The organism is Stenotrophomonas sp. Steno-C17 (genome assembly GCF_056393165.1).
This window is the reverse complement of sequence record NZ_JBWJPD010000006.1, coordinates 33,464-52,373: the sequence shown is the minus strand read 5'-3', so window position 1 is coordinate 52,373 and position 18,910 is coordinate 33,464. Positions and strand designations below refer to the sequence as shown.

Here is an 18,910-nt window from a genome sequence, read left to right as displayed (position 1 = left end):
GCCGCGACCGGCGCCACCACGCGGCATTAACCACTCGGCGGTGCACATGCTTTAGCGCGGTGGTTAGCGCGAAGTGAGCGGCTCATAAGGCACGCATTCAGCGCGCGCGCATTTAACCTGCACGCAACGAAAAACCTGCGTCAGTCGACGTTCTGCGCAGATGACCGCGAACTGAACACGATCCATCCCAGCGCCACGCCGGCGAGCGCGCCCGCGATTTCCAGCACGACGCGGCTGCCCAGTTCGTTGGGGTCGTGGATGGTGGAGAGGAAGATGCGCGCGTACAGCGGTGATTCCAGCCGCACGATGCCCATGTAGAACAGCTTCCAGATATCGATGCCGGCGCCGATGATCACCGCCAGCACGCACGCAGCACCGATGGCCTGGTTCACCGAACCACCCAGGCCGCGCACCACCCGCAGCATCAGCAGGTACATCAGCAGGCCCACCAGCAGGGCGATGCCGCCGGCTTCCAGAGTACCAAGCAGGCCGAAGTGCAGCGGAAGGTTCATGCGCGGGCGCGTGCAGGGAGAGGCGGCCAGTGTAATTCCATCGGCAGGGCTGCGCCCTTCCCACCGTAGAGTCGAGCCATGCTCGACTGAAGTGGATGAAATCCTGGCCGGCGATCGAAAACCATCCACGCGTGGCGTGGATCTACTTTACGGGCACGTCGTAGGCGGTGCCGGGGTCCGGTTCGGGCTGCAGGGTGTAGTGCCACCACTCCTGCGGGTAGTTGGCGAACCCGCGCCGGGCCATGGCCTGCAGCAGGTGCTGGCGGTTGCCGCGCTGCGCCGGGGTCAACCCGGGCGCTTCGGTGTGTGCACGCACGCCGAAGAAATCGAAATCCGTCCCCATCTCCATCACCACACACGTGCCCGTGCGGCAATCCAGCAACCCCAGGTCGACGGTGGCGCCACGGCTGTGGCCGGAGCGCTCGGCGATGTAGCCGTCGGCCAGCAGTTGTGGCTTGTCCAGGTCTGGATACTGCAGGGCCTTGCGCGATTGCTCGCGCGGATCGTGCACCCAGGCCATGAAGGCCTGCACGGCGCGCACGGGCCGGTAGCAGTCGTACACCCGCAGGCCATAGCCGGCGCGGCGCAGGTCGGCTTCCACATGGGCCAGTGCCTGCGCCGCCGGTGCCAGCAGATAGCACGCCGCGGCTTGATAGCCCGGCACCGCAGCACCGGTGAAGTTGTTGGCGCCGGCGTAGCGGATGTCGAGCTGGATCTGCGGCGACAGCGAGCGGATGTCCACCAGCCCGGCCGCTGCCGCATCGGTGGCCGTGGAGACCCGCGGTGGCTCAGCGGCGCGAGCCGTCGCCGCTGTCAGTGCAATCACCAGTGCGAGTGAAATGCAGATCCTGGAAGTCATAGCTGAAGTCGATCTCCGGGTCGATGGCGCGCAGGTCCAGCGTTGGCACCGCGCCGTCGCCTGGCTGCAGCCATGCCTGCGCCTGCTCGCCCAGCGTATCCCAGTGCAGCAGCCAGCGGCCCTGCACCTGCTGCACGCTGGCCTGCAGCTTCGGTGATTTTTCCACGGCGAAGCGCAGCCCCTGCGGCCCCGGGCACAGTGATGCATTGCCCAGCCAGGGATCGCGATAGCGCCCCTGCCAGCGCGACAGATCGGCACCGGTGGCCGCGCGCGCGCCGGCGGTGGACGGCCGCCCGTCATCGCTGGCCGCCCGAACGGCGCGATCGGCGGCCAGCTCGGCCAGGTAGCCCATGGCCGTGTGCGCCTGCTCCGGCGCGGTGAAGCGCTTCAACATCGACTGCATCAACGCGGTACGCGCATCCTCGCCTTCGCCGTTGATCAGCATCACCACACCCACCTTGCGGTCGGGCAGCAGCGCCAGCGAGGAATACATGCCCGACAGCGTGCCGGTGTGCGCCACCTTCCACTGCCCGTCCATGTCTGAAACGCGCCAGCCGTAGCCATAGCCGTAGAAGTGGGCGTTGTCCCAGCGGCGCTGGCGTTCGCCCAGCGGCATGGGCATGTGCAGGGTCCACAGCGTGCGGCGCTGCTCGCTGCCCAACCAACCGGGCACCAGCGCCGGGTCCAGCAGCACCTGCATCCAGCGGGTCATGTCACGCAGCGAACAACGGATGCCACCGGCGGCCATCGAGGTCAGATCGGGGCTCTGCGCGCCATCGGCGTTGACCACCACCGGTTGGCCATCGCGAACGGTGTGAGGCTGGGCGACGTTGCCCACGCGCTTCACCGACCACGCACCCACCTGGCAGCGCTGCAGGCCCAGTGGCTGCAATACCTGTTCGCGCATCAGCTGGTCATAGGGCTTGCCGCCAGCCGCAGCGGCGACTTCGCCGGCCACCACATACATCAGGTTGTCGTAGGCATAGCCGCTGCGGAAGCTGCTGACCGGCTTGAGGTGCGCCAGCCCGGCGATGATGTCGGCGCGGGTGTAGGCATTGGGCTCGGGCCACAGCATCAGGTCGCCCGCCCCCAGGCCAAGGCCGCTGTTGTGGATCAGCAGGTCGCGCACCTGCATGTGCTGGCCCACCCAGGGGTCATGCATGCGGAACGTGGGCAGGTACTTCTTCACGGGGTCGTCCCAGCGCAGCCTGCCCTGTTCCACCAGGCGGGCCAGCAAGGCCGCGGTCATGGCCTTGCTGTTGGAGGCGATCTTGAACAGCGTGTCTTCATCAATACCACCACCATCGCCGCGCGCGCCCTGGACGTAGCGATAGACCACGCGGCCGTCTTCCACGACGGCCAGGGCGATGCCCGGCAGGTGCTCGTGCTGCACCACCGCGGCCACATCGGCATCGAGGGACGCGGTGCTGACCGCCTGCGCGTGCACCGCCGGTGCCAGCGCCAGCAGCGTCATGCCCGCGTAGCGCCAGCAACGGCCCCGCGCGGCGCCGGCACGGCTCAGAAGTTCCACGTCACCACCAGCTGGGTGTAGCGCGGGGCCTGCCAGCGCGTGCCCGTGCCGAAGGTGGCTTCGCGGTATACGCCCGGCTGTGCTTCGTAGCGCTGGTGCACGTTGATGGTTTCCTGGTTGTTGAACAGGTTGTACACCGACAGCCGCGCGCTCAGGTCGATGCCCTCCACCGGCAAGCGCCAGGTCACGTTGGCACCCAGGGTCCAGGTCCACGGCAGGCGACCGAACGCACCGCGCGGGCTGTACTCGAACTGGCGCTGGTCATACGGGCCCGAACAGTTGGCCACGCACAGCCAGCCGGTACCGCCGCCACTGCCCTCGCTGGAGGTGCTGCCACCGGCGATGCTGTCGTTGGGCCACATCACGCCATAGGCGGTGATCGGGCCGCCGGACTGCACCTGCAGCGTGGTGCCGAACGACCACTGCTTGTTCAGCGCATACGCCGCGCGCAGCTTGAACTGGTGGCGGAAATCATTGAACAGCACGCCATAGCGTTCATTGGTGGCCGGGTGGTCCCAGAACTGCACCATGCCGGTGTCGCCGTAGTTGGTGTCCGAGTTCACCGGGCCTTCGAAGTTGCCTTCGCTCTTGGACCACAGGTACGAGGCATTGAACAGCCACTTCTCGTCCCAGGCGCGGTCGATCTGGAACTCCAGCCCCTTGTAGGTGCGCTTGGGCTTGGAATAGCCGATCACTTCGCCGCTGCCGCCCTTGCGATAGCCGCTGTTGGCGGTATCGATGGTGATCCAGCCTTCCTGCGCGCAGCCAATGCTGGAGTCGCCCCAGATCGTCAACGATTCGCCGGGGTTGGCGATCGGCCACAGGGTGCTGGGGGTCGGACCACACGGCGTGTAGTTGATGCGGATGTCATCCAGCGCGCGGGTCATGCGCCGGTAGGTGGCATTCACGCCCCACGACCAGGCCTGGTTGATCATGCTCTGGAAGCCCAGGATGTATTCGTCCTGGTAGACCGCCTTCAGGTCCTTGTCCACGCTCTGCCGCAGGTCGGCGCCACCGGTGTTCATGCGCGTATCGGTCGGGCCGATCTGCTGGCCGATGATCGGCGCCATGTACGCCGAGCCGGTGGGTGAGGTCTGTTGCTGCCAGCCTTCCAGCACGTAGTAGCTGTACTCGTCGGTCAGGCCACCAGCGAAGTTGACGTTGATGTTGTTGGTGACCGGCAGGTAGTAGCGGCCGGCGTTGCCGAACAGCTTGGTGCTGCCATCACCGCGCATGTCCCACGAGAAGCCCACGCGCGGCGCCACCAGGTCGTCCATCTTGATGAAGGCGTTGCCCTGCGCGGTGCGGTTTTCGAAGCGGTCCCAGCGCACGCCCAGGTTCAGCATCAGGTTCGGAGTGACGTTCCAGATGTCTTCCAGGTAGAAGGCGTTCGCTTCGGTTTCAAACTTGCCACCGGACTGCCGGTTGCGTGCGCGCAGCATCTCGGTCACGCCGGCCGGCACGTAGGCGTTGGCGCCGTCCCACACTTCATCGCCGGGGCGCGCCACGTAGGCGGTGTAGCTCAGCGCGGTGGGGCCGGGGTAGCGGGTGGACTGATCGGTGGTCATCAGTTCGCGGTCCACGCCGAAGCGCAGCAGGTGGTCGCCCAGCTGCGATTCGAAATCCAGCCGCGCCACGTCGCGGGTGTCATCACGCTCGGCCACTGCGGTACCGGTGGGATGGCAGCCCGCGCGCAGGCCCTGCAGCTTGTACAGGCGGGTGCCGTAGGTGCTGTCGGTGAACACCGGGCTGCAGGCCTGGTCCAGCGACGAGTTGGTGAACGCACGCTGGTTGTTCTGGCCCACCATGGCGCGGGCGGTGAAGTTCTGGCCGAAGTGACCGGTATAGGTGGCCGACCAGTTCTTGCCGCCGGTTTCGGTCACCGAATCGCCGCCCCAGGCGCCGATCTCATCCTCGTCCCAGTCGTAGCCATAGGACGCGTTGGTCACATCGCCTTCGTCGGAGAACGCCAGCAGGGCCAGGCTGTGGTCGTCGTTGATGTTCCAGTCCAGCTTGGCGCCCCAGAACCCATTGCCGGAATCGTTCTTGAACCAGGTGCTGCCGTCGGACGAGGTGTTGTGGCCCTTGTCGCTGCGGTCTTCGTACATGGCAAACAGGAACAGCTTGTCCTTGATGATCGGCCCGGAACCCCAGACATTGGTCTTCAGGAACGAGTTGTTGTCACGGCTGCCATAGGAATGGGCGCTGCCATCGCGGTGGAAATGATCGCCCGCGCTGGATCGCCAGGCGCTGGGTTCGGCGGTCACTTCCACGCCGCCCTTGAATTCATTGCTGCCCGAACGGGTGACGGCGTTGATGACACCACCGGTGGAACGGCCGAACTCCACCGAGTAGCCGCCGGTCTTGACCTGGAACTCGTTGAAGAACGCGAACGGCGCCGTGCTGAAGCCGCGCCGGGTGTACATGTCGGTCACGTTCAGGCCGTTGATGAACACCGCGTTCTCGGCCACCGACGAACCGGCGAAGGACAGGCCACCGAACGAGGAATTGCCGCCCACCACGCCCGGCGCCATCAGCGCCACCGCGGAAAGATCCTGCGCCACCGGCAGGCGCGAGATTTCCTGGCGGTTGATGTTGAACGAAGTTTCGGTGGAATACACATCCACGCGGTTGACCACGCGCGCGCCGCGCACCTGCAGCGCATCCAGATTGGTCACGCCACCGGCGCTGGCCAGGTTCACCGTGGTGGTCCCCCCTACGCCCACGCTCACTGCCACCTGCTCGCCCAGGCTTTGCCCATCGCGGCTCAACTGCAGCTGGTAGTCGCCCACTGGCAGCTGGCCCAGGCGGTAGCTGCCGTCGGCGCCCACGGTCACCGTGCGGGTCAGGCCGGTGCTGCTGCTGACCACGGTGACCTGGTCACCGGCCGTAGCCCGGCCGGCCACCGCACCGGTCACGTTCTGTGCAAATGCAATACCGGGCGCGATCACGCCCAGACACGCGCCCAGGGCGACGCTCAACGCCGCCCGCTTGATGCTGTAAGCCTTCATCCCCTGCTCTCTCCTGCAAGAATTGAATGGTGTGGAATGGATCTAGCGGATGTCGCGCTGGGGTTGCCTGGCGGGCAGTACCTGCCATTGGAGGTCGTAGCTCCACTGGTCGAAGTACAAATTGCCGCCTGCCCACTCGGCCTCGCCGCGCTGCGAGTCGACCGTTTCCGAGCGGTAATGCTGTTTGGCCGGCACCAAGGGCTGGCCGAAATCATCGTTGAAGGCGATGCGGTAGCCATCCAGGCCACCCAGGTAGAAGTCGCGCAGCGCGGGCACATCGCTGGCCAGCGCGCCGGTGGTCACATCCATCGGCAGCCAACCGTACGGCGCCAGATAGACCTGTCCCCAATCGTGCAGGTTGTTGTAGCCACTGCCATCGTCTGAAAACACCATGCCCGACTGCCAGCGCGCGGGAATGCCGTTCATGCGCAGCAGCGCGATCAGCAGCAGCGTCTGCTGGCCACAATCGGCGTGCCCTGCGCGCAGCGCGTAATCACTGATGTTACTGAGCGTGGAGTACTCCCGCGCACCGGCCCAGGGAATGCGATCCACTGCGGCGAACAATCGGCGCACGACTTCATGCGGCCGCGTTTCACCCTGCAGCACCTGGTCGGAGAACAGCTTCAGCGCCGGGGTGAACTGCACATGCGGCAACTGCTCGGCCAGGTAGGGCTGCAATGCGGGGTCGGCAGGCGTGGGCTGCACGCGCGCCGGATCGATGGCGGTATGCCGTGCGAAGATCGTCAGCGCATAGCGGATCTCGAAGCGGGTGGGCTGCCCGGCCACCGCCTTGGCTTCCAGGTAGGCCGTGCGCTGCAGGGTGCTGGGTGGCGCGACCTGCGCGTTGCCCGGTGTGCTGCCCAGCCACTGCACCTGCTCCTGCTGGCCGGCAATCTCGCGCGGGTACGGAATCCAGGCGCGCACGGTTTCGCCGGCCGGCACCGCATCGGCCTTCACTGTCAGCGATTGGGTGAATGCAACGCGCTGCGGCAGCACCGAAGCGTTGCCGCTGCGCGCGGCAGCGGCCAGCACCTGCGCGTGGTGCGCGTTCAACACTTCATTGGGGCCAGGCGCTGGCATCGGTGCGTCGGCGCGGCGCCGCGCACGGGCCTCGTCGCTGAGCAGGAACAGGTTCGACGGCGCACGCTTGAAGTACCTGCGGGTGCCATCGATATCCAGGTGTTCGATCAGGCCGAGCTGGTCCCAGCGCGCGAATTCTTCGTCGCACAGGTCGGGAATCCAACGCCGCACAGCGGCCTGTGCGGCGGCGCGGTCCAGGCTGAAATCCAGACGGATGCGGCGCATGCGCTCTGCCTGGAACCGCAGCGCCGCATCTCCCGGCTGCTGCGCGATCAACGCGTGTGCCTGGGCGAAGTGGCCGGCGTCGACGGCATCGATCGCCTGCAGCAGGCGGGCGCCAGACGACGGTGCCGCCGCAGCCGCGCACGCCCACAGCAGCAGCGCGGCACCCAGGCCGGCGGCAACAGGCAGACGCGGTTTGCGAACGACGGAATCCACAGCGACACTTCCCCAGCGCGGGTGGTAACGGCTGTGTAACACGGGCGGCAGGGGTGGTCAATAATTTATTCTTGCTTTCGCCGCCGAAAGGAATAAATATTCCGAAAGGCATTCGAGGAGGGTGTGCAGCGCATGATCCTGGCTTCCCGCAAACCGCGCCGTGGCACGTGGCGCCGGTGGTCCCTGGCCCTGTGCCTGCTGGCCACACCGTTGCTCACGCAGGCCGCCCCGGCGCCTGATCCCGGCGCAGCGCTGCCGTATGTGATCGGCCTGCACGAGGCCTACCTGACCCCGGACTACTGGGCCGCGCGGCTGGACAACGCCGATACGCCGATCCTGGACCGCGCGCAGATCCAGGCACAGAACGCGCGCATGCGTGCGCAGGACGCCCACATCCAGCAGATCGCCGCGCTGCCCGCGCAGCTTCCGGCGCAGCAGGTGCGCGCCAGCATCACCGCCTTGTCGCAGTGGCCGACGCGTGCGTTGTACAACGACGCCGGCCAGGACATCGCCGCGGCACAGCGCAGCGCGATCGAAGCCAACCTGGGCCTGCAGGGCGTGCCGGCGCAGGTCACCCCGGCCTATGGCCTGGTGGTGAAGCGCGCCGCGCTGCGCACCTTCCCCTCCCGCCAACGCGTTTTCAGCAGCCGCGGTGATACCGATATCGATCGCTTCCAGGAATCGGCGCTGTTCCCGGGTGACAAGGTCGCCGTCGTCCACCGCAGTGCCGATGGCCGCTGGCTGTTCGTGCACAGCGAACGCTACAGCGCCTGGATCGAAGCCGAAGCCGTAGCGACCGGCGACAAGGCCAGCGTGCTCGGCTACGCCACGCAGGGCCCGTACCGCATCGTGACCGGCGCGGTCGCCCATACCGCCTACACCCCCGAAGAACCGCGCGTTTCGCGCCTGCAGCTGGACATGGGCGTGCGCCTGCCGGTGCTGGCCGACTGGCCGGCCGCCACCGCGGTGAACGGCCAGCAGGCGCACGCCGCGTGGGTGGTGCAGGTGCCGGTGCGCGAGGCCGACGGCCGCTTGAAGCTGGTGCCGGCCCTGCTGCCGCGCTCGCAGGACACCGCCGCCGACTACCTGCCGCTGACCCCACGCCTGCTGCTGCAGCAGGCCTTCAAGTTCCTGGGCGAACGCTACGGTTGGGGCCATGACTACGACACCCGCGACTGCAGCGGCTTCGTCTCCGAGATCTACCGCAGCTTCGGCGTGCTGCTGCCGCGCAATACCAGCGCGCAGGCGGTCAGCCCGGCGCTGGACCGCCTGCCGTTCACCGACAAGGACAGCAAGGCGGTGCGCGACCGCGCCGTGGCCAACCTGCAGGTGGGCGACCTGGTCTACATTCCCGGCCACGTGATGATGGCCATCGGCCATGTCGACGGCCGCACCTGGGTCATCCACGATACCGCGGGCGGCAGCTGGTTCGGCGCCGACGGCCAGCGCGTGCAGGCCCATCTGAACGGTGTGTCGGTCACTCCGCTGGAGCCGATGATGGCCAGCGACACCGTCCGCTACATCGACCGCATCACCAACATCCAACGCCTGCGCGCCAAGAATCCCGAATGAAGATCACCGCCATCGAACTGGGCATGCTGCGCGTGCCGCTGAAAACACCGTTCAAGACCGCCCTGCGCACGGTGGAAACCGTGGAGGACGTGGTGGTGCTGGTGCGCACCGACAGCGGCCACACCGGCTATGGTGAAGCGCCGGCCACGGCGGTGATCACCGGCGATACCCACGGCTCGATCATCGAAGCGATCCGCCACTTCATCGCCCCGCGCCTGATCGGCCAGGAAGTGGTCAACCTCAACCGCCTGTGCGGCCTGGTGCAGACCGCCATGGAGCGCAACACCAGCGCCAAGGCCGCGGTGGAAATCGCGCTATACGACCTGTGGGCGCAGCTGCACGGCGCGCCGCTGTACCAGATGCTGGGCGGCGGCGATCCGGTCATCACCACCGACATCACCATCAGCGTGGATTACATCGACAAGATGGTGGCCGATTCGCTGTCGGCCATCGATCGCGGTTTCGAATCGCTGAAGATCAAGGTCGGCAAGGACATCGGCCTGGACATCGAACGAGTGAAGGCGATCCACACCGCCGTGCAGGGCCGCGCCCTGCTGCGCCTGGATGCCAACCAGGGCTGGACCGCCAAGCAGGCAGTGCATGCCATGCGCACGCTGGAAGACGCCGGGGTGGTGCTGGAACTGCTGGAGCAGCCAGTGAAGGCCGCCGACATCAACGGCCTGAAGTACGTGACCGACCGGGTGAACACCCCGGTGATGGCCGACGAAAGCGTGTTCAGCCCGAGCCAGGTGATGGACCTGATCCAGCAGCGCGCGGCGGACATCATCAACATCAAGCTGATGAAGACCGGCGGCCTGTCCAACGCGATCCGCATTGCCGACATTGCCGGCATCTACGGCGTGCCGTGCATGATCGGCTGCATGATCGAATCGAGCATCAGCGTGGCCGCCGCCGTGCACCTGGCCGTGGCCAAGAGCGATGTGATCACCAAGGTGGACCTGGACGGCCCTTCGCTGGGCCAGTTCGACCCGGTCAGCGGCGGCGTGCACTTCAACGAATCGGAAATCAGCATTGCCGATGTACCCGGGCTGGGCATCACCGAAGTGCGCGGGCTGGAGATGCTGGGTTGATCCGATCGGTCGAGCCTGGCTCGATGCTGCCATCGATATGGGCGACCGATCGTTGGTCGCGCGTTACTTTTCTTTGCGCGCAAAGAAAAGTAACCAAAAGAAACGCTCCGCCATCCGCGAGCCGACGTGCTACGCACGCCGGTGCCCTGCGCTCCTCGGTCCGCCGAGGGACGGCGCGGAACTCGCTGCGCTCAGACACCCGCGCCTCTTCGCCCTCGCCGGACCTGCGGTGCTCGGCTCGCTACAAGGCGGATTCAAAATCCAAGGCAACAGCCGCCAGTAGATCCACGCCACGCGTGGATGCACTTGCTTTTGCCCCACCCCGTACCCCCTTCGCGGCTGGCGCGCGCGCGATCTGTCCGGGGTCGGGCGGGTGGGGCTTGCAGGGGTGTCCGCGCCATGGGCCCGAGGCATGCCTCGGGCGGGTTGGGCAGGACGCCCAACCCCGGTCTTGCCGTTTGCGCAGGACAGCGCAAACGAGCAAGCGCGGCCAAGCCTACACGGACGTACTTGCGGCGTCCCCCGCAAACCCCACCCGCCCGACCCACCCCATGACCCGCTCTACGCTGCCAACCGCAACGCGTTCCCCTATGCTCCAACGCACGACACCCGGACGCCCCCCATGCCGCCCCTGCTGAAAATCCGCGCCGAGCGTGGGCAGATGTCGGCCATCGAACGCCGCATCGCCGATTTCATCCTGGACAACGCCCACCTGCTGCGCGACTACTCCTCGCAGCAGCTGGCCAGCGCGCTGGGCATCAGCCAGTCCAGCGTGGTGAAGTTCAGCCAGAAGCTGGGCTTCAAGGGCTACCCGGACCTGAAGTATTCGATCGGCCAGGACGTGGCCCGCGCCGGCAGCACCGCGCCGCAGACCCCGCATGAACCCGAAGGCGGCGACGACTACCAGCGGCTGGACGACGCCCTGCAGCGCAGCAAGGCACAGGCCGAGGAAGAAACCCGCGCCGCCAACCCACGCCAGGAAATCGAACGCATCGTGCAGATGCTCGATGGCGCGCCCAAGCTGTTCGTCTACGGGCTGGGCGACGACGGCCTGTACGCGCGCGAGTTCGCCATGCGCCTTTCGCTGCTGGGCCTGCTGGTGGTGCCCCACACCGACCCGGTGCTGCTGCTGGCCAACCTGTCCGCGGCGCGGCCCGGCGATGTACTGCTGGTGTTTTCCGAGTTCGGCCACCTGCCGCAGCTTTCGCACCTGTCGCGGCAGTTCCAGGACATGGGGGGCAAGGTGGTATCGATCACCCGCCACACCGCCAATCCGCTGCGCGCGCATGCCGCCGCATCGCTGGTGGTATGCGCGCACGACCGCGCACCGCAGGTCGCGCAGCTGCTGTACCGTAGTGCCATGCACGCGCTGCTGGATTTCCTGTTCGTGCTGCTGTGCCATGCCAATCCGGATCGCCAGCGCCAGCTGGCGGTGAACCTGGAGCGGATCGACCACCTGTTGGATTCCTGACCGGAGTGCCTGCATGAACCGCTTGTTCCGTCGTGCTGTCAGCGTGGGTCTGTTGATCCTGCTGCCGCAGTTGCCCGCCGCCGCCCTCAGCCCGCTGCCGCCGCCCCTGCTGCACAGCAACCAGCTGGTGGTGGTGGTCACCGACGACTGGGATGCCACGCAGGGCAAGCTGCAGGCCTACACGCGCGGTGCCAAGGGTTGGCAGCCGCAAGGGCCGGCATTCGACGTGGCGATCGGGCGCAAGGGCAGCGCCTGGGGCCTGGGCCTGGCCGGCGCGCCGATGGATGGCCCGCAGAAGCAGGAAGGCGACGGCCGCAGCCCCGCCGGCATCTTCGCCATCGGCAGTGCGTTCGGCTATGCGGCCAAGGCCAGCACCGGGCTGACCTATCTGCCGATGCAGCAGAGCAGCTACTGCATGGATGTACCGGCATCGCCGCACTACAACCAGCTGGTGGATGCGCGCGAGGTGGGTGCCGAGGCGGTGAAGGATTCCACCGAGCCGATGCGGCTGGACCTGCACAACCAGGGCGATGTGCGCTATCGAGAGGGCTTCATCATTGCCCACAACGCCGGCAACGAACCCGGCCGTGGCAGCTGCATCTTTGCCCATCTGTGGCGCCAACCCGCCGAAGCCACCGCCGGCTGCACCGCCATGACCGCTGACCACATGCGCCGCCTGCTGGCCTGGCTGAAAGATGAAGCGCAACCGCGCTTCGTGCTGCTGCCGCGCGCGCAGTACCTGCACTACCAGGACCGCTGGCAACTGCCCGCACTGACGGGGGCACTGCGTTGAGCGCACAGGACGAACCGCAGCTGCAGCGCGCGGTCAGCCGCTGGCAGATCGTCGGGCTGTCGATCAACGATGTGATCGGCAGCGGCATCTACCTGCTGCCGGCGGCCACGGTCGCCCTGCTCGGCCCCTTCAGCCTGTGGGGCGTGGTCGCCGCCGGCATCGTGGTGGCCCTGCTGGTGCTGTGCTACGCGCAGGCCGCCAGCTACTTCGATGAACCCGGTGGCAGCTACCTGTACGCGCGCGAAGCCTTCGGCCGTTTCGCCGGTTTCGAGATCGGCTGGATGATCTGGCTGACCCGCATCAGTTCGGCCGCGGCACTCAGCAATGCGCTGGCCGATGCGGTGGCGCGCTTCTGGCCCTGGGCCGGCGCCGGTGTCGGTCGCCTTGCGGTCATCGTGCTGTCGCTGGGCTTCCTGACCGGGGTGAACATCATCGGCGTGCGCTCGGCCGCGCGCACCGGCATCGTGCTGGTGATCGGCAAGATGCTGCCGCTGCTGCTGTTCGTTGCGATCGGCGCGTTCTACATCGATCCGCAGCTGGCGTTCTCCGGCCAGCGCCCCGATCCGCACGATCTGCAGCGCATGGGCGAAGCGGCCCTGCTGCTGCTGTACGCCTACGCCGGGTTCGAGAACATTCCGGCCGCCGCCGGTGAATACCGCAATCCGCGCCGCGATATCCCCTTCGCGCTGATCACCATGATCGTCACCGTCACCGTGATCTACGGCGCGGTGCAGCTGGTCGCGCAGGGCACCCTGGCTGGCCTGGCCAGCTCGGCCACGCCGCTGGCTGATGCGGCCGCCGGATTCGGTGGCGAGGCGCTGGCCCTGATCCTCACCGTGGGCGCCACCATTTCCATCCTCGGCACCAACAGCAACACCATGATGATGGGCCCGCGCTTCCTGTTCGCCCTGGCCCGCGATGGCTACGGGCCGAAGGTGCTGGCGCAGGTGCATCCGCGCTTCCGCACCCCGGCGGCCGCCATCCTGTGCCAGGGCGTGATCGCGCTGGGCCTGGCACTGTCGGGTTCGTTCGTGCAGCTGGCCCTGCTGTCGATGACCACGCGCCTGTTCGCCTACATCGGCACCGCGGCGGCGGTGCTGGTGCTGGCCAAGCGCTTTGCCGACCGGCCCGGCGCCTTGAAGCTGCCCGGTGGCCCGCTGATTCCGGTGCTGGCGCTGCTGCTGTGCGTGGCGCTGTTCATCAGCGCCAGCTGGCAGAACATCGCCGCGGCGCTGATCGCCTTCGCCATCGGCGCGGTGATCTACAAGCTGCCGCGCAAACCCGACGCGACCTGACCTTCACGCAACCGGCCCGGGCTGTTAACCGCTGCCCGGGCACGATCAGGCTCAACCCCACACGGAGCCTGACCGATGCCCGACTACCAGATTCCCGGCCGCGTGCCGGATGACAGCACCCCGCGCCAGGCCGTTTCCGACTACTGGCGCGACCGTTACACGGCCGAACCGTATTACGACGAAAGCCTGTACTTCGACGACTATGAACCGGCGTATCAGCTCGGCCATTCGGCCCGTGCGCAGGACATCATCCGCGCCTACGAACAGGTGGAGCGCGAACTGGAAGGCCGCTGGGCGCAGGAACGCGGCAAGAGCCGGCTGGAATGGGCACAGGCGCGCGACGCGGTGCGCCGTGGCTGGGAAGAATCGCCCAGCATCAAGTAGCGCCACGTCATGCGTGGCTGCATCCCACGAACCGAGCCGAGCAATGCCCGGCTCGGCCATGGTTGCCTCACTCCTGTTCCGGCAGCGGCGGAATGACCGTACCGCGCGTTGCCTCGGCGGCACCGCCAGCGATCAGATCGCGGGTGTTCTTCTGCACCGCCACCGCGCCAAACAGCGACAGCGCGAAGGCCATGCCGTAGAAGCCCTTCTCGCTCAGCGCCAGGGTGGCGTTCCACAAGCCCACCAGCAACAGCAGCAGTGCCGACAGCAACGCAAACCAGCACAGCGCGTAATACAGGCCGCTCACCGGGATCCCTTCCACCCGGTCGCGCACACTCTTCTGCAGCGAAACCGCCGCAAACAGGCCAAACAGCAGCAGGGTCAGGTAGTAGCCCTTCTCGTTCAGCGCCATCGGCGCGTTGAACAGGCCGATCAGATAGGCCACCGCCCCCAGCAGCAGGGCCACCCACGAGGCGGCGATGAAGGCGGGGGACGGTCGGGTGTTCACGGTGGTGTGCATTGCAGATCCTTGCAGACAAGCGGGCATGCATTGCCCGGGCACGCCCACCCTAGACGATCGGCCGCCAGCCGCACAGGGGGCAGCAGGACCTTCGGGCCACGACCATCACCCCCGCGGTGGTATACAAGACAGGGCCTGGCCATCCGCATCCCCCTTGGAGATACCCATGACCCGCACGCCCCTGCTGCTCGCCCTCGGCCTGTTGCCGATCCTCGCCACCACCGCCTGCAGCGCCGCCGGCCCGGATACGGCGGCCACCGCGGCAACGGCCGCAGCACCGGCCAGCGCTGGCGAGCGCCCGTTCACCGCCACCGAAGTCAGCCGCTTCGACCAGCCCTGGGCCATGACCTTCCTGCCCGACGGCAGCCTGCTGGTGACCGAAAAGCGCGGCAAGCTGCAGCACTTCGATATCGCCAGCGGCGCCAAGCACGAGATCCGCGGCGTGCCGAAGGTGGCCTACGGCGGCCAGGGCGGGTTCGGCGACGTGATCCTGCATCCTGACTTTGCCCGCAACAATGTCATTTACGTCAGTTATGCCGAAGAAGGCACGCTCGACACCCGCGGTGCAGCAGTGGCCCGTGCCACCCTGGCGCTGGACGCACAGGGCGGCGGCGAGCTGAAGGACCTGCAGGTGATCTGGCGGCAGACGCCGAAGGTCAGCGGCCAGGGCCATTACGGCCACCGCCTGGCATTCGGCCCCGATGGCAAGCTGTGGATCGGGTCCAGCGAGCGGCAGAAGTTCGATCCGGCGCAGGACATGGGCAGCAACCTGGGCAAGATCGTGCGCCTGAATGACGATGGCTCGCTACCCGCCGACAACCCGTTCGCATCGCAGGGCGGCGTGGCGGCGCAGGTATGGTCGCTGGGCCACCGCAACATCCTGGGCATCGCCTTCGATGGCAACGGCAAGCTGTGGGCGCAGGAAATGGGCCCGGCCGGCGGCGACGAACTGAACCTGATCCAGCGTGGCTCCAACTACGGCTATCCCATCGTGTCCAATGGCGACCACTACGATGGCCGCCCGATTCCCGACCACGATACGCGCCCGGAATTCGCCGCACCGAAGGTCACCTGGAACCCGGTGATCTCGCCGGCGGGGCTGATCTTCTACAACGGCGCGCTGTTCCCGCAGTGGAAGGGCAGCGCCTTCATCGGCGGTCTGTCGTCCACCTCGCTGGTGCGCGTGGCCTTCGACGGCGACAGCGCCCGCGAGGCCGAACGCTTCAACATGGGTGAGCGCATCCGCGAAGTGGAACAGGGCCCCGATGGCGCACTGTGGCTGCTGGAAGATGGCAGCAAGGCGCGCCTGCTGAAGCTCACGCCGAAGGCCTGATCACCCGGCCAGGCGCAGCTGGAACGGCCCCGCATGCGGGGCCGTTGCCGTTTACTGGATGGTGATGACCTTCACGTCGGTGCGCGTGCAGGCCGCGTCCACGCATTGGCCGTTCAACCAGACCTGGCCATCGCCGATCATCACGCCCTGCTGGTTCACGAAGACCTTGCCGAAGTCCTGTTCGGACACCGCCTTGACCACCGCCGGGGTGATGATGGTTTCGTAGTTGCGCTGGAATTCACCGGGACCGGCGATCTTCCTGCCGCCGGCAATGTTCAGCGGGAAATGCACTTCTTCCACCACCGCCGCACGATCACCGCCGACCACGGCGGTCTTGAACGCGTTGAAGACCTTCTCGTACTGCGCCGCATCGCCCAGCACGCTGTCGATGCGCGCGCGCGCATCGCTCGCGTCGGCGCCCGCCTGCTCTGCGGCAGCCTGTGGCGCGGCGGCCGCATCGGGCGTGGTACTTGCCGCTGCTTCTGCAGGCGTGGCGCCGGTCATCGGCGGCGGCGCATCCGCTGCGGGTTCGGCCGGCGCGGGCGGCTGCGAACAGGCCGCCAGCAACAGGGCCGGCATCAGGAAAGCGATCGTGCGCATGCGCGAACTCCATCGGACCGAAACCCCGATGGTAGCGCCGGGCCATGCCCGGCGTGTTCGCGCACCGTGAGCATGGCAACGCCGGGCCTGGGCCCGGCGCTACCCATCGCGATCAGGCCTTCAACAACTCGAACTGCACCGCTTCACCGGCAGCCGACGAAGCACACACCCACAGGTCGAACTGGCCCGGCTCGGCACGCAGCACACCGTCGCGGCCGGTGAACGCCAGCTGCTCACGGGTCAGGGTGAAGGTCACCTCGACCGATTCACCCGGCTGCAGGGCCACCTTGCGGAAGTCCTTCAGTTCACGCACCGGGCGCACGCGGCTGGCCACGCGATCGTGGATGTACAGCTGCACCACTTCTTCACCGGCCACGCGGCCGCTGTTGGTCAGCGTGGTGGTCACGGTCAGGGTGTCATCCCAGCCCAGCTGCGCGGCGCTGAGCTGCGGCACGCCGTAGGCGAAGGTGGTGTAACCGATGCCGTGGCCGAACGGGTACAGCGGCTCGTTCGGAATCTCGCGCCAGCGGGCCTTGAACTCCGACATGGTCGGCAGTTCCGGGCGGCCGGTGCGCGGGTGGTTGTAGAAGTACGGCTGCTGGCCGGACACCTGCGGGAAGCTGACCGGCAGGCGGCCGGACGGGCTGTAGTCGCCGAACAGCACATCGGCCACGGCATGGCCGGTCTGCGTGCCCAGGTACCAGGTGACCGCCACGGCGTGTGCGTTGCGCACCGCGCCCTGCAGGGCCAGCGCGCGACCATTGCGCAGCAGCACCACCAGCGGCTTGCCGGTCATTGCCACGGCCTCGGCCAGCGCCTGCTGTGCCGGCGGCAGGGTGATCTCCACGCGCGACTGCGCTTCACCGCTGTAACGCTGCGGTTCGCCCAGCGCCAGCACCACCACGTCGGCGCGCAGCGCAGCGGCCACGGCCGCTTCGGTGCCGCCCGGGATGGCCGCTTCCAGTTCGCAGCCCGGCACGATTTCCAGCAGCGCTTGATCGCCGATGGCCGCGCGCACGCCGGTTTCCAGATCCACGTAGCGCTGCTTGTCGCCGAACAGGGTCCAGCAGCCTTCGATGTTCTCGCGGTCCTGCACGAACGGGCCGATCAGCGCGATCTTCTGCCCGGTCTTCTGCAGCGGCAGCACGTTGTCGCGGTTGTTCAGCAGCACGATGGAACGACGCGCGGCATCGCGCGACAGTGCGTCATGCGCGTCGATGTGCGCGGTATCGGCTTCGCGCGCCGGGTCCAGCGAACGGTACGGGTCATCGAAGAGGCCGATGGTTTCCTTCAGCCACAGGATGCGGCGCACGCCTTCATCCAGCACCGCCATCGGCACTTCACCGCTCTCCACCAGGCCCGGCAGGTGTTCGGCATAGAAGCCGCTCTGCATGCTCAGGTCCAGGCCAGCGGTGAATGCCTTGGCGGTCGCGTCGCGGTCGTCGGCGGCGTAGCCGTGGGCGACCAGTTCCATGTCGGCGGTGTAATCGGAAATGACCACGCCCGGGAACTTCCACTCACCGCGCAGGATGTCGGTCAGCAGTTCGGCGTTGGCGCTGGCCGGCACGCCGTTGATGTCGTTGAACGAGGACATCACGGTGATCGCGCCGGCATCGAAGGCGGCCTTGAACGGCGGCAGGTGCACGTCGCGCAGGGTCTGCGGCGAGATGTCCACCATGTTGTATTCCATGCCGGCCATCACCGCGCCGTAGGCGGCAAAATGCTTGGGCGTGGCCAGCAGCGAATCGGCGGCGCGCAGGTCGCTGCCCTGGAAGCCGCGCACGCGGGCGGCGGCGAAGGCACAGCCCAGCACCACGTCTTCACCGGCACCTTCGGCGCCACGGCCCCAGCGCTGGTCGCGGGCGATATCCACCGCCGGTGCGTAGGTCCAGTGCAGGCCGGCTGCGGTCGCTTCGATGGCGGTGGCACGGGCGGTGCGCTCGGCCAGGTCCGGTTCGAAGCTGGCCGCTTCGCCCAGCGGGATCGGGAACACGGTGCGCATGCCGTGGATCACGTCGGCAGCCAGGATCACCGGAATGCCCAGGCGGCTTTCCTCGGTCGCCACCTGCTGGATGCGACGGCCCAGTTCGGCGCCCACGCCATTGAACAGCGAGCCGACCTTGCCCTCGCGCACCTGCTGCAGCACCTGGTCGGCGTTGCGCACGTTGGCTTCCGGGTTCACGTCCGGCGCGAACGGACGCACCATGTCGGCGAAGACACCCAGCTGGCCGACCTTTTCCTCGACGGTCATCTGGGCAATGAGGGATTCGATGCGATCGGAGGCCACCAGCTGTCCTTATGAAAACGTTTACAAGCCCGGCATTCTAGCGTTCCCGAGCGGTTTGGCGAGAGGTTTCTACGTTCAGTTTCGTGCGCCCGCCCACAGTCTGGGCGCTCCATACGGGTGCGGACGCGAGGGT

The 18,910-nt window shown here is 67.3% G+C and carries 15 protein-coding genes; 7 read left to right on the top strand and 8 right to left on the bottom strand.

The genetic code is table 11. The annotated features are described in order from the left end of the window. Nucleotides 1-140 precede the first annotated feature (140 nt). The 5 genes from AC06FA_RS07335 to AC06FA_RS07315 all read right to left on the bottom strand — a co-directional run bounded on the left by AC06FA_RS07335 (nt 141) and on the right by AC06FA_RS07315 (nt 7,431). Nucleotides 141-512 (bottom strand): hypothetical protein, encoded by a 372-nt coding sequence (locus tag AC06FA_RS07335; RefSeq protein WP_108751963.1) that lies wholly within the window; start codon nt 510-512, stop codon nt 141-143. Between the two features lie 142 nt (nt 513-654). Beyond that, nucleotides 655-1,371, bottom strand: coding sequence for a M15 family metallopeptidase (locus AC06FA_RS07330; protein WP_478067731.1), 717 nt, complete (start codon nt 1,369-1,371; stop codon nt 655-657). Further along, a complete protein-coding gene (locus tag AC06FA_RS07325) occupies nt 1,301-2,845 on the bottom strand; it encodes a serine hydrolase domain-containing protein (protein WP_478067844.1) in 1,545 nt (514 codons plus the stop codon). Before AC06FA_RS07325 ends, AC06FA_RS07330 begins: the two co-directional genes overlap by 71 nt. Before the next feature lie 44 nt (nt 2,846-2,889). Further along, nucleotides 2,890-5,913: a TonB-dependent receptor gene (locus AC06FA_RS07320; RefSeq protein WP_478067730.1), complete on the bottom strand. Its 3,024-nt coding sequence runs from the start codon at nt 5,911-5,913 to the stop codon at nt 2,890-2,892. Nucleotides 5,914-5,955: 42 nt separating this feature from the next. Beyond that, entirely contained in the window at nt 5,956-7,431 is a 1,476-nt protein-coding gene (locus AC06FA_RS07315) for a transglutaminase-like domain-containing protein (protein ID WP_478067729.1), read from the bottom strand. A 132-nt stretch (nt 7,432-7,563) separates the two neighbouring features. On the opposite strand from AC06FA_RS07315, the gene AC06FA_RS07310 reads away from it, so the two are divergent. From AC06FA_RS07310 to AC06FA_RS07285, 6 genes are all read left to right on the top strand, one after another. After that, nucleotides 7,564-9,003, top strand: coding sequence for a C40 family peptidase (locus tag AC06FA_RS07310; RefSeq protein ID WP_478067728.1), 1,440 nt, complete (start codon nt 7,564-7,566; stop codon nt 9,001-9,003). Next, nucleotides 9,000-10,094 (top strand): dipeptide epimerase, encoded by a 1,095-nt coding sequence (locus AC06FA_RS07305; protein WP_478067727.1) that lies wholly within the window; start codon nt 9,000-9,002, stop codon nt 10,092-10,094. The genes AC06FA_RS07310 and AC06FA_RS07305 overlap by 4 nt, the downstream gene beginning before the upstream one ends. 622 nt (nt 10,095-10,716) lie before the next feature. After that, entirely contained in the window at nt 10,717-11,565 is an 849-nt protein-coding gene (locus AC06FA_RS07300; protein ID WP_478067726.1) for a MurR/RpiR family transcriptional regulator, read from the top strand. A gap of 13 nt (nt 11,566-11,578) precedes the next feature. Continuing rightward, complete coding sequence (locus tag AC06FA_RS07295) at nt 11,579-12,358, top strand: L,D-transpeptidase family protein (protein ID WP_478067725.1); 780 nt, start codon at nt 11,579-11,581, stop codon at nt 12,356-12,358. After that, on the top strand, nt 12,355-13,653 hold the full coding sequence (locus AC06FA_RS07290) for an APC family permease (RefSeq protein WP_478067724.1): 1,299 nt from the start codon (nt 12,355-12,357) through the stop codon (nt 13,651-13,653). The genes AC06FA_RS07295 and AC06FA_RS07290 overlap by 4 nt, the downstream gene beginning before the upstream one ends. 75 nt (nt 13,654-13,728) lie before the next feature. Continuing rightward, nucleotides 13,729-14,037, top strand: a complete 309-nt coding sequence (locus AC06FA_RS07285) for a hypothetical protein (RefSeq protein ID WP_478067723.1) — start codon at nt 13,729-13,731, stop codon at nt 14,035-14,037. Between the two features lie 67 nt (nt 14,038-14,104). On the opposite strand, the gene yiaA is transcribed toward AC06FA_RS07285, so the two are convergent. Then, complete coding sequence (gene yiaA, locus AC06FA_RS07280) at nt 14,105-14,557, bottom strand: inner membrane protein YiaA (RefSeq protein WP_478067722.1); 453 nt, start codon at nt 14,555-14,557, stop codon at nt 14,105-14,107. Nucleotides 14,558-14,723: 166 nt separating this feature from the next. Here yiaA and AC06FA_RS07275 point away from each other — a divergent pair, with 166 nt between their 5' ends. Continuing rightward, nucleotides 14,724-15,890 carry a PQQ-dependent sugar dehydrogenase gene (locus AC06FA_RS07275; RefSeq protein WP_478067721.1) on the top strand — a complete coding sequence of 389 codons (1,167 nt, stop codon included), beginning with the start codon at nt 14,724-14,726 and terminating at the stop codon, nt 15,888-15,890. Nucleotides 15,891-15,941: 51 nt separating this feature from the next. Here AC06FA_RS07275 and AC06FA_RS07270 read toward each other — a convergent pair whose 3' ends face one another. Both AC06FA_RS07270 and AC06FA_RS07265 read right to left on the bottom strand, forming a co-directional pair. After that, nucleotides 15,942-16,490, bottom strand: coding sequence for a hypothetical protein (locus AC06FA_RS07270; protein ID WP_478067720.1), 549 nt, complete (start codon nt 16,488-16,490; stop codon nt 15,942-15,944). A gap of 112 nt (nt 16,491-16,602) precedes the next feature. Further along, nucleotides 16,603-18,777, bottom strand: coding sequence for a glycoside hydrolase family 3 N-terminal domain-containing protein (locus tag AC06FA_RS07265; protein WP_478067719.1), 2,175 nt, complete (start codon nt 18,775-18,777; stop codon nt 16,603-16,605). Nucleotides 18,778-18,910 lie beyond the last annotated feature (133 nt).